General features: G+C 67.2%; 33 protein-coding genes. 32 read left to right on the top strand and 1 reads right to left on the bottom strand.

Annotation, left to right across the window (positions count from 1 at the left end):
• The first annotated feature begins 3 nt into the window (after positions 1–3).
• From ACWCPN_RS27150 to ACWCPN_RS27135, 4 genes are all read left to right on the top strand, one after another.
• The gene (locus tag ACWCPN_RS27150; protein WP_451211090.1) at positions 4–750 is read left to right on the top strand and encodes a hypothetical protein; all 747 of its coding nucleotides are present in this window, start codon (positions 4–6) and stop codon (positions 748–750) included.
• 204 nt (positions 751–954) lie between these two features.
• Positions 955–1,359 carry a hypothetical protein gene (locus tag ACWCPN_RS27145; RefSeq protein ID WP_451211088.1) on the top strand — a complete coding sequence of 135 codons (405 nt, stop codon included), beginning with the start codon at positions 955–957 and terminating at the stop codon, positions 1,357–1,359.
• A gap of 17 nt (positions 1,360–1,376) precedes the next feature.
• Positions 1,377–3,407, top strand: a complete 2,031-nt coding sequence (locus ACWCPN_RS27140) for a hypothetical protein (protein WP_451211086.1) — start codon at positions 1,377–1,379, stop codon at positions 3,405–3,407.
• Between the two features lie 215 nt (positions 3,408–3,622).
• Positions 3,623–3,943 (top strand): hypothetical protein, encoded by a 321-nt coding sequence (locus tag ACWCPN_RS27135; RefSeq protein WP_451211083.1) that lies wholly within the window; start codon positions 3,623–3,625, stop codon positions 3,941–3,943.
• Between the two features lie 651 nt (positions 3,944–4,594).
• On the opposite strand, the gene ACWCPN_RS27130 is transcribed toward ACWCPN_RS27135, so the two are convergent.
• Positions 4,595–4,750 (bottom strand): hypothetical protein, encoded by a 156-nt coding sequence (locus ACWCPN_RS27130; protein ID WP_451211080.1) that lies wholly within the window; start codon positions 4,748–4,750, stop codon positions 4,595–4,597.
• A gap of 661 nt (positions 4,751–5,411) precedes the next feature.
• Between ACWCPN_RS27130 and rpsJ the strand changes: the two genes are divergently transcribed.
• From rpsJ to rpsK, 28 genes are all read left to right on the top strand, one after another.
• Positions 5,412–5,720, top strand: coding sequence for a 30S ribosomal protein S10 (gene rpsJ, locus ACWCPN_RS27125; protein WP_003948644.1), 309 nt, complete (start codon positions 5,412–5,414; stop codon positions 5,718–5,720).
• 17 nt (positions 5,721–5,737) lie between these two features.
• Positions 5,738–6,382, top strand: a complete 645-nt coding sequence (rplC, locus tag ACWCPN_RS27120; protein ID WP_005481233.1) for a 50S ribosomal protein L3 — start codon at positions 5,738–5,740, stop codon at positions 6,380–6,382.
• A gap of 8 nt (positions 6,383–6,390) precedes the next feature.
• Positions 6,391–7,047, top strand: coding sequence for a 50S ribosomal protein L4 (rplD, locus tag ACWCPN_RS27115; RefSeq protein WP_365120956.1), 657 nt, complete (start codon positions 6,391–6,393; stop codon positions 7,045–7,047).
• Positions 7,047–7,466 (top strand): 50S ribosomal protein L23, encoded by a 420-nt coding sequence (rplW, locus tag ACWCPN_RS27110; RefSeq protein ID WP_199211605.1) that lies wholly within the window; start codon positions 7,047–7,049, stop codon positions 7,464–7,466. The genes rplD and rplW overlap by 1 nt, the downstream gene beginning before the upstream one ends.
• Positions 7,467–7,504: 38 nt before the next feature.
• Positions 7,505–8,341 (top strand): 50S ribosomal protein L2, encoded by an 837-nt coding sequence (rplB, locus tag ACWCPN_RS27105; RefSeq protein WP_031167077.1) that lies wholly within the window; start codon positions 7,505–7,507, stop codon positions 8,339–8,341.
• Between the two features lie 12 nt (positions 8,342–8,353).
• Positions 8,354–8,635 carry a 30S ribosomal protein S19 gene (gene rpsS, locus ACWCPN_RS27100; protein WP_003992359.1) on the top strand — a complete coding sequence of 94 codons (282 nt, stop codon included), beginning with the start codon at positions 8,354–8,356 and terminating at the stop codon, positions 8,633–8,635.
• A 44-nt stretch (positions 8,636–8,679) separates the two neighbouring features.
• Positions 8,680–9,027, top strand: a complete 348-nt coding sequence (rplV, locus tag ACWCPN_RS27095; protein ID WP_003974262.1) for a 50S ribosomal protein L22 — start codon at positions 8,680–8,682, stop codon at positions 9,025–9,027.
• Complete coding sequence (rpsC, locus tag ACWCPN_RS27090) at positions 9,027–9,848, top strand: 30S ribosomal protein S3 (RefSeq protein WP_014674374.1); 822 nt, start codon at positions 9,027–9,029, stop codon at positions 9,846–9,848. Before rplV ends, rpsC begins: the two co-directional genes overlap by 1 nt.
• A gap of 5 nt (positions 9,849–9,853) precedes the next feature.
• The gene (gene rplP / locus ACWCPN_RS27085; RefSeq protein ID WP_143627890.1) at positions 9,854–10,273 is read left to right on the top strand and encodes a 50S ribosomal protein L16; all 420 of its coding nucleotides are present in this window, start codon (positions 9,854–9,856) and stop codon (positions 10,271–10,273) included.
• Positions 10,273–10,497 (top strand): 50S ribosomal protein L29, encoded by a 225-nt coding sequence (gene rpmC, locus ACWCPN_RS27080; protein WP_030174543.1) that lies wholly within the window; start codon positions 10,273–10,275, stop codon positions 10,495–10,497. Before rplP ends, rpmC begins: the two co-directional genes overlap by 1 nt.
• Positions 10,497–10,784 carry a 30S ribosomal protein S17 gene (rpsQ, locus tag ACWCPN_RS27075; RefSeq protein ID WP_003992363.1) on the top strand — a complete coding sequence of 96 codons (288 nt, stop codon included), beginning with the start codon at positions 10,497–10,499 and terminating at the stop codon, positions 10,782–10,784. Before rpmC ends, rpsQ begins: the two co-directional genes overlap by 1 nt.
• A 130-nt stretch (positions 10,785–10,914) precedes the next feature.
• Entirely contained in the window at positions 10,915–11,283 is a 369-nt protein-coding gene (gene rplN / locus ACWCPN_RS27070; protein WP_003998823.1) for a 50S ribosomal protein L14, read from the top strand.
• A gap of 2 nt (positions 11,284–11,285) precedes the next feature.
• Positions 11,286–11,609, top strand: coding sequence for a 50S ribosomal protein L24 (gene rplX, locus ACWCPN_RS27065; protein WP_351672679.1), 324 nt, complete (start codon positions 11,286–11,288; stop codon positions 11,607–11,609).
• Complete coding sequence (gene rplE, locus ACWCPN_RS27060) at positions 11,609–12,166, top strand: 50S ribosomal protein L5 (protein WP_061920719.1); 558 nt, start codon at positions 11,609–11,611, stop codon at positions 12,164–12,166. Before rplX ends, rplE begins: the two co-directional genes overlap by 1 nt.
• 5 nt (positions 12,167–12,171) lie before the next feature.
• Entirely contained in the window at positions 12,172–12,357 is a 186-nt protein-coding gene (locus ACWCPN_RS27055) for a type Z 30S ribosomal protein S14 (protein WP_003948630.1), read from the top strand.
• Between the two features lie 212 nt (positions 12,358–12,569).
• On the top strand, positions 12,570–12,968 hold the full coding sequence (gene rpsH / locus ACWCPN_RS27050) for a 30S ribosomal protein S8 (RefSeq protein WP_007384075.1): 399 nt from the start codon (positions 12,570–12,572) through the stop codon (positions 12,966–12,968).
• 24 nt (positions 12,969–12,992) lie between these two features.
• Positions 12,993–13,532 (top strand): 50S ribosomal protein L6, encoded by a 540-nt coding sequence (rplF, locus tag ACWCPN_RS27045; RefSeq protein WP_451211069.1) that lies wholly within the window; start codon positions 12,993–12,995, stop codon positions 13,530–13,532.
• Positions 13,533–13,535: 3 nt separating this feature from the next.
• Complete coding sequence (gene rplR / locus ACWCPN_RS27040; RefSeq protein WP_073901437.1) at positions 13,536–13,919, top strand: 50S ribosomal protein L18; 384 nt, start codon at positions 13,536–13,538, stop codon at positions 13,917–13,919.
• A 39-nt stretch (positions 13,920–13,958) separates the two neighbouring features.
• Complete coding sequence (gene rpsE / locus ACWCPN_RS27035; protein WP_007494753.1) at positions 13,959–14,564, top strand: 30S ribosomal protein S5; 606 nt, start codon at positions 13,959–13,961, stop codon at positions 14,562–14,564.
• A 2-nt stretch (positions 14,565–14,566) separates the two neighbouring features.
• The gene (gene rpmD / locus ACWCPN_RS27030) at positions 14,567–14,749 is read left to right on the top strand and encodes a 50S ribosomal protein L30 (RefSeq protein ID WP_003974250.1); all 183 of its coding nucleotides are present in this window, start codon (positions 14,567–14,569) and stop codon (positions 14,747–14,749) included.
• Positions 14,750–14,751: 2 nt separating this feature from the next.
• A complete protein-coding gene (rplO, locus tag ACWCPN_RS27025) occupies positions 14,752–15,207 on the top strand; it encodes a 50S ribosomal protein L15 (RefSeq protein WP_030745257.1) in 456 nt (151 codons plus the stop codon).
• Between the two features lie 233 nt (positions 15,208–15,440).
• A complete protein-coding gene (gene secY / locus ACWCPN_RS27020; protein ID WP_199211608.1) occupies positions 15,441–16,754 on the top strand; it encodes a preprotein translocase subunit SecY in 1,314 nt (437 codons plus the stop codon).
• Positions 16,754–17,419, top strand: coding sequence for an adenylate kinase (locus tag ACWCPN_RS27015; protein WP_451211063.1), 666 nt, complete (start codon positions 16,754–16,756; stop codon positions 17,417–17,419). Before secY ends, ACWCPN_RS27015 begins: the two co-directional genes overlap by 1 nt.
• 99 nt (positions 17,420–17,518) lie before the next feature.
• The gene (gene map / locus ACWCPN_RS27010) at positions 17,519–18,355 is read left to right on the top strand and encodes a type I methionyl aminopeptidase (protein WP_199211610.1); all 837 of its coding nucleotides are present in this window, start codon (positions 17,519–17,521) and stop codon (positions 18,353–18,355) included.
• A gap of 247 nt (positions 18,356–18,602) precedes the next feature.
• Positions 18,603–18,824 (top strand): translation initiation factor IF-1, encoded by a 222-nt coding sequence (gene infA / locus ACWCPN_RS27005; protein ID WP_003948620.1) that lies wholly within the window; start codon positions 18,603–18,605, stop codon positions 18,822–18,824.
• 58 nt (positions 18,825–18,882) lie between these two features.
• Entirely contained in the window at positions 18,883–18,996 is a 114-nt protein-coding gene (rpmJ, locus tag ACWCPN_RS27000) for a 50S ribosomal protein L36 (RefSeq protein ID WP_003998809.1), read from the top strand.
• A 192-nt stretch (positions 18,997–19,188) separates the two neighbouring features.
• Complete coding sequence (gene rpsM, locus ACWCPN_RS26995; RefSeq protein ID WP_031167100.1) at positions 19,189–19,569, top strand: 30S ribosomal protein S13; 381 nt, start codon at positions 19,189–19,191, stop codon at positions 19,567–19,569.
• A 70-nt stretch (positions 19,570–19,639) separates the two neighbouring features.
• Entirely contained in the window at positions 19,640–20,044 is a 405-nt protein-coding gene (gene rpsK / locus ACWCPN_RS26990) for a 30S ribosomal protein S11 (RefSeq protein ID WP_003956432.1), read from the top strand.
• Positions 20,045–20,285 lie beyond the last annotated feature (241 nt).

The raw sequence follows: 20,285 nt of genomic DNA, 5'->3' as shown, positions 1-20,285 counted from the left end.
GCCGTGCTCGACAAGGTGCGGGCGGTGGTTCCCTGGCTTGCCGTGGCCGCCGTGGTGATCGCCATGGGTTACCAGCAGGGACTGTTCACCCTGGTCGGGCGGCTCGCCCCGGGCCCGGCGAAGGCCGTGGCCCTGCCCGGGGGCGGCGTGTCCGCCGGCGACCGGTGCGGAGCCGAGGGCTACCACCGCTTCCGGCTGCCCGCGGACGCGGTCACCCCGCCGCCCCGCAACGAGTCGCCACCCGCCCCCTGGGCTGTCCTCGGCGCCTACGGCTTCGAGCAGGGGCCCCGCACACCCGCCCGCTTCACCATCAACCTCCGCTTCGGCCCCGGCGGGAAGCGGCCCCTGGAACTGTCCCGGACCCTCGGCGCGGGCGTCGCGGTGGAGATCGAGGGCCCGGACGGACTGGTGGGCGGCGCGCACGGCCTGCCGGCCACCTGGCACGAGCCCACCGCTACGGGGCCCGGCCACAGGGTGCGCGTCGGCGCGCGCGGTCAGGGAAGCGTCGAGGTCGTGCTGCCCGTACGGGCCCTGTGTCCCGGCCAGGAGGGCGCCGAGGTCATGAAGAGGCTCCAGGCGCCGATCGACTCCCACAACACCATCACCGGGCAGCCGCCCTACACCCTGACCGTCTCCTTCTCCGACCCCGGTGTCGGGAAGCTGCGCGCGTCGCTGGGTTCCCCGCACCGCGGCGACGTGCTCGCCGCCGGCAACCTCGTTCCGCTGGATCCGGAGACCGGCCGCCCCTGAGCCGTGGGCAGGGCCAGGGCCGTGGTACGCGGCCGCGGTCACGTCTGCCGCAGACCCACACGGCCCGGCCCGGATGGCGGCCCCCGGCGGTCCCGGCGCCGTGGCGGACCGGCCGAGAGGCCCCGCCACCTCGGACGACGTCAACGCGGCGCACCCGAAAACCCCCGTGACGAAGATCGGCGTCCACCGGTTGAAGGAGCGGCGGTGGACGCCGACACGACGAGGGGGCGAGCGGTGGACGGTCCGGCAGGAGGATACGGCGGTCACGGCCCCGGTGCGGGGAGACTCGCGTCCACCCCCGCCGAGAAGCGGGCGGCGGCCAAGGCGCTGGACGACCACATCGAGCCGGAGACCCGCCGGGCCGGCGAGTGGGCGGACGACGAGACCGGGGCGGCGGTGAAGGCCTTCGGCGCCCGCGACGGGGACGGCTGGCTCACCGCCGCGGCGCTGCGCAAGGCCCACGCGGCCTGGGGCGACCAGGTGCGGAACCTGATGGACCGGCTGGGTGCCGAGAAGGACGCGCTGCGCAGTACGAACGTGGTCCTCACCGGCTCCGACGTGGCAGCCGGCTCGGCGCTGCGGCGTACGTCCGCGCTCGACCTCTACTGACGGGGGAGTGGCCGGACATGCCGACGTACCACGAGATCACGAGCACCGACCTGGCCGCGCTCACCCGCGCCGCCGAGCGCTGGGAGGGCATGGCGGCCGAGTTCGCGAAGCAGGAGCGGGCGTACCACCGGGACGTGCACCGCATCACGACCGGCCCCGCCTGGAACGGGATGAGCGCGGAGGCGGCACACGGCCGCTTCGGCGTCACGCTCAAGGAACTGCGGTACGCCCAGACGGAGGCGAAGGCGATCGCCTCCCTGCTGCGGGACGCCCACGCCCAGTTCACGGAGCTGAAGGGCAGGCTCACGGCGGCACGCGAGGAGGCCAGGGCGGCCGGGATGCGGATCTCGGAGAGGGGCCGTGTCAGCGCCGACCCCGCGCACGCGAAGGAACCGGACGAGTCCTCCGTACGGCACTGGCAGGACCGGGTCGACGCGGCGGTACGGGCCGTGACGGACGCGGACACGGGTGTCGAGACCGCCCTGGCCGCCGTGGTCGTGGACTCGGACCCGTTGGCCGGGGGCCGCGGCTTCAACGGCCGCGCGCTGGGGGACGTCGAGAAGTACGAGGCGCTGGCCGCGGAGGGGACGCTCGGCAGGCTCAGCCGGGGCGAGCACCTCTCGCAACGCGAACTGGCGGAACTGCAAAGGGCGTTCCGTGACAACTCCGGTGACGAGGCGTTCTCCCGGACCCTGCTGGACGACCTGGGTGCGGCGGGCACGATCACCCTGACGAACGAGCTCAACGACCTGATCCACGTGCGCGGCGGACCGGGGTCGGGCACGTACTCGACGATCGAGTCGGGCCTCGCGGACACCCTGGCGACGGCGACGAAGGACACGGACTCGCCCTGGTACAGGCACTGGCGGGCCTCCATGCGGCACGCCGGCGTCGAGCACTACGCCACGGACGTGCAGGGCGAACGCCTGGACAAGGCGGTGGGCTACCAGTCCCTCGTCACCCTGATGCACCACGGCCACGGCTACGCGCCGAAGATGCTCGAGAACCTGACCGACGACATGATCGCGGCGGAGCGCCGGGACCCGGGCATCTGGCGCCTGAAGCACGAGTACGGCGGCAGGCACGGCGGCTGGTTCGCGAACGACCCGGTGGACGGCGCGCTGGACATCATGAGCCACGACCCCCACACGGCGGCGGACTACCTCGGCTCGGAGGCCCGCATGAAGTACCTGGTCGAGGACCGGGACTGGAACGTCGTCCTGCACGAGCGCGGGGGAGACAAGACCGGAACCTACGCGGCCGGCCTCGACGCGGACGACCGCGCGGGCTTCGGCAGGGCCCTCCAGGCGGCGACCACGGGAATCGACCCGTCCGACGCACACGCCCGCTACGTGCCGCACACCAAGCAGAACGAGGCGATCCTCCGGTCGGCGATCGGCCATCTGTCCGACAGTGGCGACAAGTTCCCGCCGTCGCTGCGGCAGCCCATGGCGTCGATCCTGGTCAACCACGGCGAGACCGTGCACGCCTCGATGAGCGAGATCGACATCTCCAGGTCCCCCCTGCCCCAGGACCAGCTCTTCGAGGTCACCAAACAGGTCTCCAAGGACAAGGACGCCTACGGCACCCTGAACGGCGGTCTGAACCAGGCGATGGTCTCCGGCATTCATGCCGACCACACAGAGTCCGCAGAGTCCTTGCGTAGATCCGGCCGCACCGTCGGCTTTCTGGAAGAGGCTCGGATTCAAGCGGCGGGATCTCCAAAGTCCGCCGAGTTCCAAACCAAGCCACTCTTCGACAAGGCCATCAGTTATATCCCGGTGGTCAATGAGGACGTGCAGACCGGCTTCGATTATGTCACCGAGCAGTGGCTCGCGGACGAGCAGAAGCGACTCGATGACCAGCAGGCGGACGACAATGTGAAGGCTTACTCGAAGAGGAACGGGCAACTGATGGCGCTAGCGGAAGAGTGGGATAAGACCCATCAGGTGCAGACCTCGTACTTCAACTCCAAGGAGGAGATCACCCAATCTTCTCGGGCCGGGTCAGCGCACGCCACTGGGATGTCGGGAGCGCAGCCTAAGTGAAATCGTCGACGCGTTGGGGTTTGCTCGGTCTGAGCCTGGTATCCCTCGTCATGTGCGGAGCCTCGTGCAATCGGGCTGACCGCGAGATCCCGGGTGCCGTCTGTGGAACCCGAGTCTCTCAAGCTCTAACTCGCTCACTAGTGGCATCTACCGATGACCTGCATGAGTTCAACCGTGTGGATCGAGCCGAGGCAATCACAGCACCCTGTGTGCTGTTGTCGAAGCATGACCCGGTGCTGGAATTTCGCTTCTCGTGGGACGACCGTGCGGCGGACCTTATGTACTTGGCGAGGGATACAGGTACCGTCTCGAACGTAGCGGCGCCGCGCTATGTCGAGAACTCCTCCACTCGGGCGCTTGTAGGTACCGACGGCGCCATTTCTCAGACCGCGTGTGTGACCAAGAGCGGTAGATACTTCACCCTCACTCTCCAGCTCCCTCAAGTGAAGCTGACCGACCAATCCCACCGCGCCGACATCGAGAAGTTCATGCGTGCCTACTTCCCGGCCACAGTGAAGACGCTCGGCTGCGCATGACGCCGGGACCGGTGTCGTACCGCCTCGCCGGAGGCGTGTGGCTCCTGGGCCCAGCTGTCGCCATCTGTCCCTGGGGCGGGTGACCCGCCTACGATTCCGGGGGAGCGGATTACTGCTCGACTGCGCGAAGGGGGCACCGTGCAGAGCGAGATCGTGGTGACACTGATCAGCACCCTGGGTACCGTCTGGGTAGCCTTTCTGACGGTCCGGGGCAGTGCGAGGAGGGATCACCGTCCCTACATCGGACCGCTCATGGGGCTGAGTGACTTCTGCGGCTATGCGACAGGTGTGGCCCGAGCGGCGATGGCTGAGTGCGAGACGGCGTTCCAGGAGCTGGCGGAGGGGGTCCATCGAGCACCTGTTCCGGCCGGGGACCGGGTCTCCGCCTATCGCGCGGAGGCCGGACTCGACGATCCCGCCCCCGTCGGAGCGGAGGCGCACGACCTCGTGCGCAGTGAACTGGACACGTATACGAAGGCGACCCGGGCGTTCCAGCGGAGGCTCAGCGCCACGGGCCGGACCATCGACGACGTGGCCGGCGCCGGCCACCCTCGCGCCCCCGCAGGTCGAACGCGAACTCCTTCGGCATCTGCCCGCACTGCGGGAGTCGCTACAGGCCCTGGACGCGGCGTTCGAGAGTGGTGTCGACGGCTACTTCCAGCGGTACGACTCGTTCATGTCCGTCCGAGCCCGGCGCTCGCTGCGGAAGAAGGCGGAGAACCGGTACGCCCGGTCCGTCACCGCCGGGCGGAACGCGGTCTTGGAGGAGGCGCAGCGCTCCGCCGACGGCTCTGGGGGAAGGCGCACGGATCCGGCGGGGGTGGACGGAGACCAGCCCGTCTGCGGACACTGCATCTGGCGCTGCCCGCACGCCCCGGACCTGTCCTTCATCCCCGCGTCGGCCGGAGCGGCCGGCGAACCCGATTCATCCGCACGGAGTTCCGCATCATCCGGCCCGCACGCGGTCGGGCGCGGCGGGCGAGGGGTGGCTCCGGTGGCTCTGCCCGCCGCGCGAGGGGCGGCTCGGTGAGCGGCCGCGGGGATTCGGTTTGACCTGCGTCACGTCGGGGGTAATCTCTTCGGCCCGATTGGCCAGGCCCCCGCCCCATATGGCAGACTGTCCGAGTTGCTCGGTCGAGTGTTGATGCTGCGCGCCTCCCGCCGGGAGGACCGGAAGCGAGTCCCACAGTACTCGTCGCCCTAACTGCCCACGGGCAGCACTGGGGCGGACGTACGGGAATCTTCCGGGAAGTGTGGGCGCGGCACCGGCCAGGCGCCCGGTGGGCCTGAGGTCCCCGGTCCGCGGTTCCGGAAGGGCCGTCGCATTCCCCCGCAGGGATGTTCGAACAAGGGACATCTGTGTCAGCGGGAGCGCGACACGCCCGACCGCGTGGGTCGGAGGAACGAAGGCAGCAGAAGGAATCCGCCGGGTTCCGGAGCGTTGAAGAGACAGGACTACTGAGTAGCCATGGCGGGACAGAAGATCCGCATCCGGCTCAAGGCCTACGACCACGAGGTCATCGACTCCTCGGCGAAGAAGATCGTCGAGACGGTGACCCGCACTGGTGCGTCGGTCGCGGGCCCGGTGCCGCTGCCCACTGAGAAGAACGTGTACTGCGTCATCAAGTCGCCGCACAAGTACAAGGACTCGCGCGAGCACTTCGAGATGCGCACGCACAAGCGCCTGATCGACATTCTCGACCCCACCCCCAAGACCGTTGACTCTCTGATGCGACTCGACCTCCCGGCCGGTGTCGACATCGAGATCAAGCTCTGAGGGTCGGTGAGCTGAGAATGGCTAAGCAGATCAAGGGCATCCTGGGCGAGAAGCTCGGCATGACGCAGGTGTGGGACGAGAACAACCGCGTTGTTCCGGTCACCGTCGTCAAGGCCGGCCCCAACGTCGTCACCCAGGTCCGTACGAACGATGTCGACGGCTACGAGTCCGTCCAGATCGCTTTCGGCGAGATCGACCCGCGCAAGGTGAACAAGCCCCTCAAGGGTCACTTCGCCAAGGCCGACGTCACCCCCCGCCGCCACCTCGTCGAGATCCGCACCGCGGACGCCTCCGAGTACACGCTGGGCCAGGAGATCTCCGCGGAGGTCTTCGAGGCGGGCGTCAAGGTGGACGTGACCGGCAAGAGCAAGGGCAAGGGCTTCGCCGGTGTCATGAAGCGTCACAACTTCAAGGGCCTCGGCGCCGGACACGGCACCCAGCGCAAGCACCGCTCGCCCGGTTCCATCGGTGGCTGCGCCACCCCGGGCCGCGTGTTCAAGGGCCTCCGCATGGCGGGTCGCATGGGCAACGAGCGTGTCACCACCCAGAACCTGACCGTCCACGCCGTTGACGCGGAGAAGGGTCTGCTGCTCATCAAGGGCGCGGTTCCCGGTCCGAACGGCGGCCTCGTCCTGGTCCGCACCGCGGCCAAGGGGGCCTGAGGTAACCGATGAGCACTGTTGACATCCTTTCGCCTGCGGGCGAGAAGACCGGTAGCGTCGAGCTCCCCGCGGAGATCTTCGGCGTGGAGAAGATCAGCATCCCGCTGATCCACCAGGTCGTCGTCGCGCAGAACGCCGCTGCCCGCCAGGGCACGCACAAGACCAAGCGTCGCGGTGAAGTCCGTGGTGGCGGCAAGAAGCCGTACCGCCAGAAGGGCACCGGCCGCGCCCGTCAGGGTTCGACCCGCGCCCCGCAGTTCGCCGGCGGTGGCGTCGTCCACGGCCCGCAGCCGCGTGACTACTCGCAGCGGACCCCGAAGAAGATGAAGGCCGCGGCCCTGCGCCACGCCCTCACCGACCGGGCCCGCCACAACCGCATCCACGTCGTCTCCGGCGTGATCGCGGGCGAGACCCCCTCCACGAAGGCCGCCAAGAGCCTGTTCGGCAAGATCTCGGAGCGCAAGAACCTGCTCCTGGTCGTCGAGCGCGCCGACGAGGCCGCGTGGCTGTCCGCCCGCAACCTGCCCCAGGTCCACATCCTGGAGCCGGGCCAGCTGAACACGTACGACGTTCTCGTCTCGGACGACGTGGTCTTCACCCAGGCCGCTTTCGAGTCCTTCGTGTCTGGCCCCAAGGCCGCTGACACCGAAGGGAGCGAAGCCTGATGGCTACGCGTCACCCGAGCATCGCCTCGAAGGCCGCCAAGGCCGCCAAGGCCGCGCGCGTCGCCAAGGCGAAGCGCCACGCCACCGAGGGCAAGAACACCGTCGAGACCCCGCTGAGCAAGTCGTACACGGACCCCCGTGACGTCCTGCTGAAGCCGGTCGTCTCGGAGAAGAGCTACGCGCTCATCGACGAGAACAAGTACACGTTCATCGTCGACCCGAACGCCAACAAGACCCAGATCAAGCAGGCCGTCCAGGCGGTCTTCGACGTCAAGGTCACCGGGGTCAACACGATCAACCGCGCCGGCAAGCGCAAGCGGACCCGCACGGGCTTCGGCCAGCGTGCCGCCACCAAGCGCGCGATCGTGACCCTCGCCGAGGGCGACCGTATCGACATCTTCGGCGGTCCGACCGCGTAAGCGGGTCGGATCGTCCGATATCGGACGAGGACTGAGAAATGGGAATCCGCAAGTACAAGCCGACTACGCCGGGCCGTCGTGGCGCCAGCGTCGCCGACTTCGTCGAGGTCACGCGGTCCACGCCGGAGAAGTCGCTGGTCCGCCCCCTGCACAGCAAGGGCGGCCGTAACAACGCCGGTCGTGTGACCGTTCGCCACCAGGGTGGCGGACACAAGCGCGCCTACCGTGTGATCGACTTCCGTCGTCACGACAAGGACGGCGTGCCGGCGAAGGTCGCGCACATCGAGTACGACCCCAACCGCACCGCGCGCATCGCGCTGCTGCACTACGCCGACGGCGAGAAGCGCTACATCCTCGCCCCGCGCAACCTGCAGCAGGGTGACCGCGTCGAGAACGGTCCCGGGGCCGACATCAAGCCGGGCAACAACCTGGCCCTCCGCAACATCCCGGTCGGTACCACGATCCACGCGATCGAGCTCCGTCCCGGTGGCGGTGCCAAGTTCGCCCGCTCCGCCGGTGCCTCCGTGCAGCTGCTCGCGAAGGAGGGCTCGATGGCCCACCTCCGCATGCCGTCCGGTGAGATCCGCCTGGTCGACGTCCGCTGCCGCGCCACCATCGGTGAGGTCGGCAACGCCGAGCAGAGCAACATCAACTGGGGCAAGGCCGGCCGTAAGCGGTGGCTGGGCGTTCGCCCGACCGTCCGTGGTGTCGTCATGAACCCGGTCGACCACCCGCACGGTGGTGGTGAGGGCCGGACCTCCGGTGGCCGCCACCCCGTGTCCCCGTGGGGCAAGAAGGAAGGCCGTACTCGTTCGCCCAAGAAGGCGTCGAACAAGTACATCGTCCGCCGCCGCAAGACGAACAAGAAGCGCTAAGGACGGGTTGAGATGCCTCGTAGCCTGAAGAAGGGGCCCTTCGTCGACGACCACCTGATCAAGAAGGTGGACGCCCAGAACGAAGCCGGCACCAAGAACGTCATCAAGACCTGGTCCCGTCGCTCCATGATCGTCCCGGCCATGCTGGGCCACACGCTCGCGGTGCACAACGGCAAGACCCACATCCCGGTGTTCGTCACCGAGTCGATGGTCGGTCACAAGCTCGGCGAGTTCTCGCCGACCCGCACCTTCCGGGGCCACGTCAAGGACGACCGGAAGTCGAAGCGCCGCTAACAGCGGATCGCATTCAGACACGTAAGTAACTGAGAGGGACAACCATGGAAGCCAGGGCCCAGGCGCGGTACATCCGCGTTACGCCCATGAAGGCCCGCCGCGTGGTGGACCTTATCCGTGGCATGGATGCCACGGAGGCTCAGGCTGTTCTGCGATTCGCTCCGCAGGCAGCCTCCGTGCCGGTCGGCAAGGTGCTCGACAGCGCCATCGCCAACGCCGCGCACAACTACGACCACACCGACGCCGACAGCCTCTTCATCTCCGAGGCGTACGTCGACGAGGGCCCGACCCTGAAGCGGTTCCGTCCGCGCGCCCAGGGCCGTGCCTACCGGATCCGCAAGCGGACCAGCCACATCACCGTGGTCGTCAGCAGCAAGGAAGGAACCCGGTAATGGGCCAGAAGGTTAACCCGCATGGGTTCCGGCTCGGTGTCACGACCGACTTCAAGTCGCGTTGGTACGCCGACAAGCTGTACAAGGACTACGTCAAGGAAGACGTCGCCATCCGTCGGATGATGACGTCCGGCATGGAGCGCGCCGGCATCTCGAAGGTTGAGATCGAGCGCACCCGTGACCGCGTGCGTGTGGACATCCACACCGCTCGTCCGGGCATCGTCATCGGCCGCCGTGGCGCCGAGGCCGACCGCATCCGCGGTGACCTCGAGAAGCTCACGGGCAAGCAGGTCCAGCTGAACATCCTCGAGGTCAAGAACCCCGAGACCGACGCTCAGCTGGTTGCCCAGGCCGTCGCCGAGCAGCTCTCCTCCCGCGTCTCCTTCCGTCGCGCCATGCGTAAGAGCATGCAGTCGGCGATGAAGGCCGGCGCCAAGGGCATCAAGATCCAGTGCGGCGGCCGCCTCGGCGGCGCCGAGATGTCCCGCTCGGAGTTCTACCGCGAGGGCCGCGTGCCCCTGCACACGCTCCGTGCGAACGTGGACTACGGCTTCTTCGAGGCCAAGACGACCTTCGGCCGCATCGGTGTGAAGGTCTGGATCTACAAGGGCGATGTCAAGAACATCGCCGAGGTCCGCGCCGAGAACGCTGCGGCCCGTGCGGGTAACCGCCCGGCCCGTGGTGGTGCCGACCGCCCGGCCCGTGGTGGCCGTGGTGGCGAGCGGCGCGGTCGCAAGCCGCAGCAGGCTGCCGGCGCCGAGGCCCCCAAGGCCGAGGCCCCCGCCGCCGCTCCGGCTGAGAGCACCGGAACGGAGGCCTGACCGAAATGCTGATCCCCCGTAGGGTCAAGCACCGCAAGCAGCACCACCCGAAGCGCAGCGGCGCTGCCAAGGGCGGCACGCAGGTTGCGTTCGGCGAGTACGGCATCCAGGCGCTCACCCCGGCGTATGTGACGAACCGCCAGATCGAGGCCGCTCGTATCGCCATGACGCGTCACATCAAGCGTGGTGGCAAGGTCTGGATCAACATCTACCCGGACCGTCCCCTCACCAAGAAGCCTGCCGAGACCCGCATGGGTTCCGGTAAGGGTTCTCCGGAGTGGTGGATCGCCAACGTCAAGCCCGGACGCGTGATGTTCGAGCTGTCGTACCCCAACGAGAAGATCGCCCGTGAGGCGCTGCTTCGTGCGGCCCACAAGCTGCCGATGAAGTGCCGGATCGTCAAGCGCGAGGCAGGTGAAGCGTGATGTCGGCCGGTACCAAGGCGTCCGAGCTGCGCGAGCTGGGCAACGAGGAGCTTCTTGGCAAGCTCCGCGAGGCCAAGGAAGAGCTGTTCAATCTCCGCTTCCAGGCGGCGACCGGTCAGCTCGAGAACCACGGTCGGCTCAAGGCCGTCCGTAAGGACATCGCGCGGATCTACACCCTGATGCGTGAGCGCGAGCTGGGCATCGAGACGGTGGAGAGCGCCTGATGAGTGAGAGCAACGTGACTGAGCAGACTGCAGAGGCCCGCGGCTTCCGCAAGACCCGTGAGGGTCTCGTCGTCAGCGACAAGATGGACAAGACCGTCGTCGTCGCTGTCGAGGACCGCGTCAAGCACGCGCTGTACGGCAAGGTCATCCGCCGTACCAACAAGCTCAAGGCGCACGACGAGCAGAACGCCGCGGGTGTCGGCGACCGCGTCCTCCTCATGGAGACCCGGCCGCTGTCCGCGACGAAGCGCTGGCGCGTCGTCGAGATCCTCGAGAAGGCCAAGTAGGTAATTCCCGCAAGGGAATTCCACCATGTACGTTCCTGCGGGGCATCCCTCGCAGGACAGTTCCGCCAGGCTCCGGGAGCCGCTCCGCTGAGCGGCTCCCGGGGAACCGGCAGACAAACAGGAGATAGACGTGATCCAGCAGGAGTCGCGACTGCGCGTCGCCGACAACACTGGTGCGAAGGAAATCCTTTGCATCCGTGTGCTCGGTGGCTCCGGTCGCCGCTACGCGGGCATCGGTGACGTCATCGTCGCCACCGTCAAGGACGCGATCCCCGGCGGCAACGTGAAGAAGGGTGACGTCGTCAAGGCGGTCATCGTTCGCACCGTCAAGGAGCGCCGTCGTCCGGACGGCTCGTACATCCGCTTCGACGAGAACGCCGCCGTCATTCTGAAGAACGACGGCGACCCTCGTGGCACCCGTATCTTCGGCCCGGTCGGCCGTGAGCTGCGCGAGAAGAAGTTCATGAAGATCATCTCGCTCGCGCCGGAGGTGCTGTAAGCATGAAGATCAAGAAGGGCGACCTGGTCCAGGTCATCACCGGTAAGGACAAGGGCAAGCAGGGCAAGGTCATTGCCGCTTACCCGCGCGACGAGCGTGTCCTGGTCGAGGGTGTCAACCGGGTCAAGAAGCACACCAAGGCCGGTCCGACCGCTGGCGGTTCGCAGGCCGGCGGCATCGTCACCACCGAGGCGCCGATCCACGTCTCCAACGTCCAGCTGGTCGTTGAGAAGGACGGCCAGAAGGTCGTGACGCGCGTGGGTTACCGCTTCGACGACGAGGGCAACAAGATCCGCGTTGCCAAGCGGACGGGTGAGGACATCTGATGGCTACCACCACCACTCCGCGTCTGAAGCAGAAGTACCGCGAGGAGATCGCGGGCAAGCTGCGTGACGAGTTCAAGTACGAGAACGTCATGCAGGTTCCCGGCCTCGTCAAGATCGTGGTCAACATGGGTGTCGGCGACGCCGCCCGTGACTCGAAGCTGATCGAGGGCGCGATCCGCGACCTGACCACCATCACCGGTCAGAAGCCGGCCGTCACCAAGGCCCGCAAGTCCATCGCGCAGTTCAAGCTGCGTGAGGGCCAGCCGATCGGTGCCCACGTCACGCTCCGTGGCGACCGCATGTGGGAGTTCCTGGACCGCACCCTGTCGCTCGCGCTGCCGCGCATCCGCGACTTCCGCGGCCTGTCCCCCAAGCAGTTCGACGGCCGTGGCAACTACACCTTCGGTCTCACGGAGCAGGTCATGTTCCACGAGATCGACCAGGACAAGATCGACCGCACCCGGGGTATGGACATCACCGTGGTGACCACGGCGACCAACGACGCTGAGGGCCGTGCGCTCCTTCGTCACCTCGGCTTCCCGTTCAAGGAGGCGTGAGCGAGATGGCGAAGAAGGCTCTGATCGCTAAGGCTGCTCGCAAGCCCAAGTTCGGTGTGCGTGGCTACACCCGCTGCCAGCGCTGCGGCCGCCCGCACTCCGTGTACCGCAAGTTCGGCCTGTGCCGCGTGTGCCTTCGTGAGATGGCTCACCGTGGCGAGCTGCCGGGCGTGACCAAGAGCTCCTGGTAATCCCTGTAATAGGGGATTCCTGAAGCTCTCGGTAAGCATCTGGGTCGGCAGAAGCCCTTCCCCGCATGCCTTAGGCTTGTGGGGTTGGGCGTCTGCCGCGCCCGTACGACTTACTACGCCGTAGGTCCACCGCGCCGCACCCGTCCCGTCTCGGATCGGGGAGAGGGATGGCGCACCAGGAAACCCCGGCGAGAGAGGCCGAAGGCCAATTCATGACCATGACTGATCCGATCGCAGACATGCTTACGCGTCTGCGGAACGCGAACTCGGCATACCACGACTCCGTGACGATGCCGGCATCGAAGATCAAGTCTCACATCGCGGAGATCCTCCAGCAGGAGGGCTTCATCACGGGCTGGAAGGTCGAGGACGCCGAGGTCGGCAAGAACCTCGTTCTCGAGCTGAAGTTCGGCCCGAACCGTGAGCGCTCCATCGCGGGCATCAAGCGGATCTCCAAGCCCGGTCTCCGGGTTTACGCGAAGTCCACCAACCTGCCGAAGGTGCTCGGCGGCCTGGGCGTGGCGATCATCTCCACGTCGCACGGTCTCCTCACCGACAAGCAGGCCGGCAAGAAGGGCGTGGGTGGGGAAGTCCTCGCCTACGTCTGGTAGCGGAAGGGAACGGAGGAAACAGCTATGTCGCGTATTGGCAAGCTCCCCATCACGGTTCCCGCCGGCGTGGACGTCACCATCGACGGCCGTACGGTCTCGGTCAAGGGCCCCAAGGGCACGCTGACCCACACCGTCGTCGCGCCGATCGACATCGTCAAGGGTGAGGACGGCGTACTCAACGTCACCCGTCCGAACGACGAGCGTCAGAACAAGGCCCTGCACGGCCTGTCCCGCACGCTGGTGGCGAACATGATCACCGGCGTGACCCAGGGTTACGTGAAGAAGCTCGAGATCAGCGGTGTCGGTTACCGCGTTATGGCCAAGGGCTCGAACCTCGAGTTCGCGCTCGGCTACAGCCACCCGATCGTCGTCGAGGCGCCCGAGGGCATCACCTTCAAGGTGGAGAGCCCGACCCGCTTCCAGGTCGAGGGCATCGACAAGCAGAAGGTCGGCGAGGTTGCGGCCAACATCCGCAAGCTGCGCAAGCCCGACCCGTACAAGGCCAAGGGCGTCAAGTACGAGGGCGAAGTCATCCGCCGCAAGGTCGGAAAGGCGGGTAAGTAAGCCATGGCATACGGACAGAAGATCCTCAAGGGCGACGCCTACAAGCGCGCCGCGATCAAGCGCCGCCACATCCGGATTCGCAAGAACCTCTCCGGTACGGCGGAGCGTCCGCGTCTGGTCGTGACCCGCTCCAACCGCCACATCGTGGCGCAGGTGATCGACGACCTCAAGGGCCACACCCTGGCGTCCGCGTCCACCCTGGACGCGTCCGTCCGCGGCGGCGAGGGCGACAAGTCCTCGCAGGCCAAGCAGGTCGGCGCCCTGGTCGCCGAGCGTGCCAAGGCCGCCGGTGTCGAGGCTGTCGTGTTCGACCGTGGTGGCAACCAGTACGCCGGGCGCATCGCCGCCCTGGCGGACGCCGCCCGCGAAGCCGGGCTCAAGTTCTGAGCCTGCCGTAGCTAGCGGAAACGAAGAGAGGTAATTCCAATGGCTGGACCCCAGCGCCGCGGTGGCGGTGCCGGTGGCGGCGAGCGGCGGGACCGGAAGGGCCGTGACGGCGGCGCTGCTGCCGCCGAGAAGACCGCGTACGTTGAGCGCGTCGTCGCGATCAACCGCGTCGCCAAGGTTGTGAAGGGTGGTCGTCGCTTCAGCTTCACCGCGCTGGTCGTGGTGGGCGATGGTGACGGCACCGTGGGTGTCGGTTACGGCAAGGCCAAGGAGGTGCCGGCCGCCATCGCCAAGGGTGTTGAGGAGGCCAAGAAGCACTTCTTCAAGGTCCCCCGTATCCAGGGCACCATCCCGCACCCGATCCAGGGTGAGAAGGCTGCCGGCGTCGTGCTGCTCAAGCCCGCGTCCCCCGGTACCGGTGTTATCGCCGGTGGCCCGGTGCGTGCCGTGCTCGAGTGCGCCGGTATCCACGACATCCTGTCGAAGTCGCTCGGCTCCGACAACGCGATCAACATCGTGCACGCCACCGTGGCGGCCCTCAAGGGCCTGCAGCGTCCCGAGGAGGTCGCGGCCCGCCGTGGTCTGCCGCTCGAGGACGTCGCTCCCGCGGCCCTGCTGCGTGCGCGTGCCGGGGCGGGTGCGTAATCGTGGCGCAGCTCAAGATCACGCAGGTCAAGTCCTACATCGGCAGCAAGCAGAACCACCGTGACACCCTGCGCTCCCTTGGTCTCAAGGGCATCAACACGCAGGTCGTCAAGGAGGACCGCCCCGAGTTCCGCGGCATGGTGCACACCGTCCGCCACCTCGTGACGGTCGAGGAGGTCGACTGATCATGGCGGAGCAGAACCCGCTCAAGATCCACAACCTCCGTCCCGCCCCGGGCGCCAAGACCGCCAAGACCCGTGTGGGTCGTGGTGAGGCGTCGAAGGGTAAGACGGCCGGTCGTGGTACCAAGGGCACCAAGGCCCGTTACCAGGTTCCGGAGCGCTTCGAGGGTGGCCAGATGCCGCTCCACATGCGTCTCCCGAAGCTGAAGGGCTTCAAGAACCCGTTCAAGACCGAGTACCAGGTCGTGAACCTCGACAAGCTGGCCGCGCTGTACCCCGAGGGTGGCGAGGTCACCGTCGAGGGTCTGGTGGCCAAGGGTGCCGTTCGCAAGAACAGCCTCGTCAAGGTCCTCGGCCAGGGCGAGGTCTCCGTGGCGCTGCAGGTGACGGTCGACGCCGTCTCCGGCTCCGCCAAGGAGAAGATCACCGCCGCCGGCGGTACGGTCACCGAGCTGGTCTGAGCCCCTCAGGCTCCTCGATGACGTGAACGACCCGACCGGGGATACTCCACAAAAGGGGTATCCCCGGTTGGTCGTTCCAAGGGCAGTGGTCTCGCCGGTAAGGTGGCCTGCACTGTCCACTTTCACTGGGTGCCTCCCATGGGGCACCCTGAGCGGCAGTTGACCGTTATTCATTCGTCGAACCTCAAGACCATCACCCTTGACGCAGTTGCGCGGGGGTCGCAGGAGGCACCGTGCTCACCGCGTTCGCCCGGGCGTTCAGGACGCCCGACCTGCGCAAGAAGCTGCTCTTCACGCTGGCAATCATCGTGGTCTACCGGGTCGGTACCCACATCCCGATCCCCGGCGTCAACTACAAGGCCGTCCAGACGTGTGTGAAAGAGGCGTCCGGCAACCAGGGCCTCTTCGGTCTCGTCAACATGTTCAGCGGTGGCGCGCTGCTCCAGATCACGATCTTCGCGCTCGGCATCATGCCGTACATCACGGCCAGCATCATTCTGCAGCTGCTGACCGTGGTCATTCCGCGTCTGGAGGCCCTGAAGAAGGAAGGCCAGGCGGGTACCGCGAAGATCACGCAGTACACCCGCTACCTGACCGTGGCGCTCGCCATCCTGCAGGGCACCGGTCTCGTCGCCACCGCGCGCAGCGGCGCTCTCTTCGGCAGCTGCTCCGTGGCCAGCCAGATCGTTCCCGACCAGGCCATCTTCACCACCATCACGATGGTCATCTGCATGACGGCCGGTACGGCCGTCGTCATGTGGCTCGGTGAGCTGATCACCGACCGCGGCATCGGCAACGGCATGTCGATCCTGATGTTCATCTCGATCGCCGCGACCTTCCCGTCCGCGCTGTGGGCCATCAAGAAGCAGGGCACCCTGGCCGGCGGCTGGATCGAGTTCAGCACCGTCATCCTCGTCGGCCTGGTCATGGTCGCGCTCGTGGTCTTCGTCGAGCAGGCCCAGCGCCGTATCCCGGTGCAGTACGCGAAGCGCATGATCGGGCGCCGTTCCTACGGCGGTACGTCCACGTACATCCCGCTCAAGGTGAACCAGGCGGGTGTGATTCCCGTCATCTTCGCCTCGTCGCTGCTCTACATTCCGGCGCTGATCGCTCAGTTCGCCGGGGGCAAGTCGGGCTGGAAGACCTGGATCGAGCAGAACCTGACCAAGGGCGACCACCCGATTTACATCGCTTCGTACTTCTTGCTCATCGTATTCTTCGCGTTCTTCTACGTGGCGATCTCCTTCAACCCCGAGGAAGTCGCCGACAACATGAAGAAGTATGGTGGCTTCATCCCGGGCATCCGGGCTGGCCGACCGACCGCTGAGTACCTCAGCTACGTGCTCAACCGGATCACCTGGCCGGGTTCGCTGTATCTGGGTCTGATCGCTCTCGTACCGACAATGGCGTTGGTGGGCTTCGGGGCAAGCCAGAACTTCCCGTTCGGCGGGACCAGCATCCTCATCATCGTGGGTGTCGGCCTCGAGACGGTGAAGCAGATCGAGAGCCAGCTTCAGCAGCGCAATTACGAAGGGTTCCTCCGCTGATGCGTATCGTCCTCGTCGGGCCGCCGGGTGCCGGTAAGGGAACGCAAGCCGTCCGACTCGCCGAGAAGCTGGGCATCCCGCACATCTCGACGGGCGACCTGTTCCGCGCCAACATCAGCCAGCAGACCGAGCTGGGCAAGCTCGCGAAGTCCTACATGGACGCGGGGAACCTCGTACCCGACGAGGTCACCATCGCGATGGCCAAGGACCGCATGGAGCAGCCCGACGCGGAGACCGGCTTCCTGCTGGACGGCTTCCCCCGGAACGTCTCGCAGGCCGAGGCGCTGGACGCGCTGCTGGAGTCCGAGAACATCAAGCTGGACGCCGTCCTGGACCTCGAGGTCCCGGAGGAGGAGGTCGTCAAGCGGATCGCCGGCCGGCGCATCTGCCGCAACGACTCGTCCCACGTCTTCCACGTGACGTACAGCCCGGCCAAGCAGGAGGGCGTCTGCGACGTCTGCGGCGGTGAGCTGTACCAGCGCGACGACGACTCCGAGGAGACCGTCCGCACGCGGCTGGAGGTCTACCACACGCAGACCGAGCCGATCATCGACTACTACAAGTCGCAGGGCCTGGTCCGCACGATCTCCTCGCTGGGCCCGGTGGACGAGATCACCGAGCGGGCGCTCGAGGCGCTGAAGCGCGAGAAGGCCGAGAACAAGTAGATCGCGGTCCTCTCCGGCCGCGGCGCCCTCACGGGCGTCGCGGCCGTAGTGTTGTGTACGTAACCCAGCCGACGTGAGTGACGGAGAGCGCAGGCCCCCATGGTGCAGATCAAGAGCCCCGAGCAGATCGCCAAGATGCGTGCGGCGGGGCTGGTCGTCGCCGCCATCCACGCGGCCACGCGGGAGGCCGCGGTGCCCGGTGCCAGCACCCGGGATCTGGACGAGGTCGCCCGCAAGGTGCTCGCCGAGCACGGCGCGAAGTCGAACTTCCTCGGCTACGGCGGCTTCCCCGCGACGATCTGCACCTCGGTGAACGACGTGGTCGTCCACGGCATCCCCTCCGACGACGTCGTCCTCAAGGACGGCGACATCATCTCCATCGACTGCGGCGCGATCATCGACGGCTGGCACGGTGACGCCGCCTACACGGCCTTCGTGGGTTCCGGTCACGCCCCGGAGCTGATCGAGCTCTCCCGGGTGACCGAGGAGTCGATGTGGGCCGGCATCGCGGCCATGAAGCAGGGCAACCGGCTCGTGGACGTCTCCCGCGCCATCGAGACGTACATCCGCCGCCAGCCGAAGCCGGGCGGCGGCAAGTACGGGATCATCGAGGACTACGGCGGCCACGGCATCGGCACCGAGATGCACATGGACCCGCACCTGCTGAACTACGTCGACCGCCGGCGCGGCAAGGGCCCCAAGCTGGTCCCCGGCTTCTGCCTCGCGATCGAGCCCATGGTCTCCCTCGGCACCCCCCGTACGGAGGTCCTCTCCGACGACTGGACCGTGATCACCACGGACGGCACCTGGTCCTCCCACTGGGAGCACTCGGTCGCCCTGACCGAGCAGGGTCCGCTGGTCCTGACGGCCCCCGACGGCGGCAAGGCGAAGCTGGCCGAGTTCGGCATCACGGCCGCGCCCGACCCGCTGGCCTGACCGCGGCCCCGGGGCACGACCGCCGGCCGTCCGATCCGCCGGCCCGAGTCACGGCCGCCGGTTCCTCCGGGCCCCCGGGCGTAGGGATCACCGGCACGGGGCAGACTCTCTCGATTCGTGTTTCCGGGTGCGCTGACGTAGACTGACTCGTCGGCTCTCGTGCACCCGCATGTCCGCATGCGCTCGCCAGTCGCCCCGCGGGGTGAAGGAGAGAGTCGATCAAGGTAGTCGATTCGAAGGGCGAAGCGTGGCCAAGAAGCAAGGTGCCATCGAGATCGAGGGCACTGTCGTCGAGTCTCTGCCGAACGCCATGTTCAAGGTCGAGCTCCAGAACGGCCACCAGGTTCTGGCACACATCAGCGGCAAGATGCGTATGCACTACATCCGTATCCTCCCTGACGACCGGGTCGTGGTGGAGCTGTCTCCGTACGACCTGACGCGTGGCCGGATCGTCTACCGGTACAAGTAGATCTTGCCCGCGCTTCGGGCCTCCCGGAGCGATGGCACTGACCCGGAGAACCTCACCAATGAAGGTCAAGCCGAGCGTCAAGAAGATCTGCGACAAGTGCAGGGTGATCCGCCGTCACGGTCGGGTCATGGTCATCTGCGAGAACCCGCGCCACAAGCAGCGCCAGGGCTGACGCACGACCGATCCCTCTGCATCCATCGCAGGGATTCGCGCGACGCAAGCTGAATTGTTCATACGCAGAACCCGAGTCCCCCTGGGGCTCGACACCCCCGGTTCGGAGGCCGGGGACCCGGTCCGTACCTGGTACGGCGGGCTGGGAGCCGGTTCTGCGGAAGACCTCCGAAGATTCACCAGGAGCCATTGAATGGCACGCGTTTCCGGTGTTGACATCCCGCGCGAAAAGCGCGTGGAGGTCGCCCTCACCTACGTGTTCGGCATCGGCCGGACCCTCTCCCAGCAGACGCTGGCCGAGACCGGTATCGACCCGAACACTCGCGTCCGTGACCTGACCGAAGAGCAGCTGGTCGCGATCCGCGAGTACGTCGACAACAACATCAAGACCGAGGGTGACCTCCGTCGCGAGATCCAGGCCGACATCCGCCGCAAGGTCGAGATCGGTTGCTACCAGGGTCTCCGTCACCGTCGCGGTCTGCCCGTCCGCGGTCAGCGCACCAGCACGAACGCTCGTACCCGCAAGGGCCCGCGTCGCGCCATCGCCGGCAAGAAGAAGCCGGGCAAGAAGTAGTCCTCAGCGGACAACGCTTCATCAGCGGTCTTCGCTGTAGGACCGACCACCTCCCCGTAGGAGTTTGTAGATGCCCCCCAAGGGTCGTCAGGGCGCTGCCAAGAAGGTGCGCCGCAAGGAAAAGAAGAACGTCGCTCACGGCCACGCGCACATCAAGAGCACGTTCAACAACACGATCGTCTCGATCACGGACCCGTCCGGCAACGTGATCTCCTGGGCCTCCGCCGGCCACGTCGGCTTCAAGGGCTCCCGGAAGTCCACGCCGTTCGCCGCGCAGATGGCCGCCGAGTCGGCTGCCCGCCGCGCCCAGGAGCACGGCATGCGCAAGGTCGACGTGTTCGTCAAGGGCCCGGGCTCCGGTCGTGAGACCGCGATCCGCTCCCTGCAGGCCACGGGCCTCGAGGTCGGCTCCATCCAGGACGTCACCCCGACCCCGCACAACGGCTGCCGCCCGCCGAAGCGCCGCCGCGTCTGAGGCCAGGCTGCTTTCAGGGTCCGGGCGGTACTGCTCCGTAGGGGGCGTGCCGCCCGTACCCTTGCAGTACCCGCGTTCTCCACGGGCGCGGTTTCCGTAGGGCGTCAAATAGCGGGCGTCCACGAATGAAGGATCTGATCCACACATGCTGATCGCTCAGCGTCCCTCGTTGACCGAAGAGGTCGTCGACGAATTCCGCTCCCGGTTCGTGATCGAGCCGCTGGAGCCGGGCTTCGGCTAC

Source organism: Streptomyces sp. NPDC002386 (assembly GCF_053593175.1).
The sequence above is the reverse complement of the archived record's forward strand: the minus strand, read 5'-3'. Positions and strand labels throughout refer to the sequence as shown.

Coding starts and splice junctions, on each gene's coding strand:
- rpsH (WP_007384075.1), top strand. CDS start 12,570: ATGACCATGACTGATCCGATCGCAGACATGCTTACGCGTCTGCGGAAC.
- rplO (WP_030745257.1), top strand. CDS start 14,752: ATGGCGGAGCAGAACCCGCTCAAGATCCACAACCTCCGTCCCGCCCCG.
- rplX (WP_351672679.1), top strand. CDS start 11,286: ATGAAGATCAAGAAGGGCGACCTGGTCCAGGTCATCACCGGTAAGGAC.
- rpsM (WP_031167100.1), top strand. CDS start 19,189: ATGGCACGCGTTTCCGGTGTTGACATCCCGCGCGAAAAGCGCGTGGAG.
- rpsK (WP_003956432.1), top strand. CDS start 19,640: ATGCCCCCCAAGGGTCGTCAGGGCGCTGCCAAGAAGGTGCGCCGCAAG.
- ACWCPN_RS27015 (WP_451211063.1), top strand. CDS start 16,754: ATGCGTATCGTCCTCGTCGGGCCGCCGGGTGCCGGTAAGGGAACGCAA.
- map (WP_199211610.1), top strand. CDS start 17,519: ATGGTGCAGATCAAGAGCCCCGAGCAGATCGCCAAGATGCGTGCGGCG.
- rplP (WP_143627890.1), top strand. CDS start 9,854: ATGCTGATCCCCCGTAGGGTCAAGCACCGCAAGCAGCACCACCCGAAG.
- rplB (WP_031167077.1), top strand. CDS start 7,505: ATGGGAATCCGCAAGTACAAGCCGACTACGCCGGGCCGTCGTGGCGCC.
- rpsS (WP_003992359.1), top strand. CDS start 8,354: ATGCCTCGTAGCCTGAAGAAGGGGCCCTTCGTCGACGACCACCTGATC.
- rplE (WP_061920719.1), top strand. CDS start 11,609: ATGGCTACCACCACCACTCCGCGTCTGAAGCAGAAGTACCGCGAGGAG.
- rpsJ (WP_003948644.1), top strand. CDS start 5,412: ATGGCGGGACAGAAGATCCGCATCCGGCTCAAGGCCTACGACCACGAG.
- rplD (WP_365120956.1), top strand. CDS start 6,391: ATGAGCACTGTTGACATCCTTTCGCCTGCGGGCGAGAAGACCGGTAGC.
- rplW (WP_199211605.1), top strand. CDS start 7,047: ATGGCTACGCGTCACCCGAGCATCGCCTCGAAGGCCGCCAAGGCCGCC.
- rpmJ (WP_003998809.1), top strand. CDS start 18,883: ATGAAGGTCAAGCCGAGCGTCAAGAAGATCTGCGACAAGTGCAGGGTG.
- rpmC (WP_030174543.1), top strand. CDS start 10,273: ATGTCGGCCGGTACCAAGGCGTCCGAGCTGCGCGAGCTGGGCAACGAG.
- rplC (WP_005481233.1), top strand. CDS start 5,738: ATGGCTAAGCAGATCAAGGGCATCCTGGGCGAGAAGCTCGGCATGACG.
- ACWCPN_RS27055 (WP_003948630.1), top strand. CDS start 12,172: ATGGCGAAGAAGGCTCTGATCGCTAAGGCTGCTCGCAAGCCCAAGTTC.
- rplV (WP_003974262.1), top strand. CDS start 8,680: ATGGAAGCCAGGGCCCAGGCGCGGTACATCCGCGTTACGCCCATGAAG.
- rpsQ (WP_003992363.1), top strand. CDS start 10,497: ATGAGTGAGAGCAACGTGACTGAGCAGACTGCAGAGGCCCGCGGCTTC.
- ACWCPN_RS27140 (WP_451211086.1), top strand. CDS start 1,377: ATGCCGACGTACCACGAGATCACGAGCACCGACCTGGCCGCGCTCACC.
- rplR (WP_073901437.1), top strand. CDS start 13,536: ATGGCATACGGACAGAAGATCCTCAAGGGCGACGCCTACAAGCGCGCC.
- rpsE (WP_007494753.1), top strand. CDS start 13,959: ATGGCTGGACCCCAGCGCCGCGGTGGCGGTGCCGGTGGCGGCGAGCGG.
- rplF (WP_451211069.1), top strand. CDS start 12,993: ATGTCGCGTATTGGCAAGCTCCCCATCACGGTTCCCGCCGGCGTGGAC.
- rpsC (WP_014674374.1), top strand. CDS start 9,027: ATGGGCCAGAAGGTTAACCCGCATGGGTTCCGGCTCGGTGTCACGACC.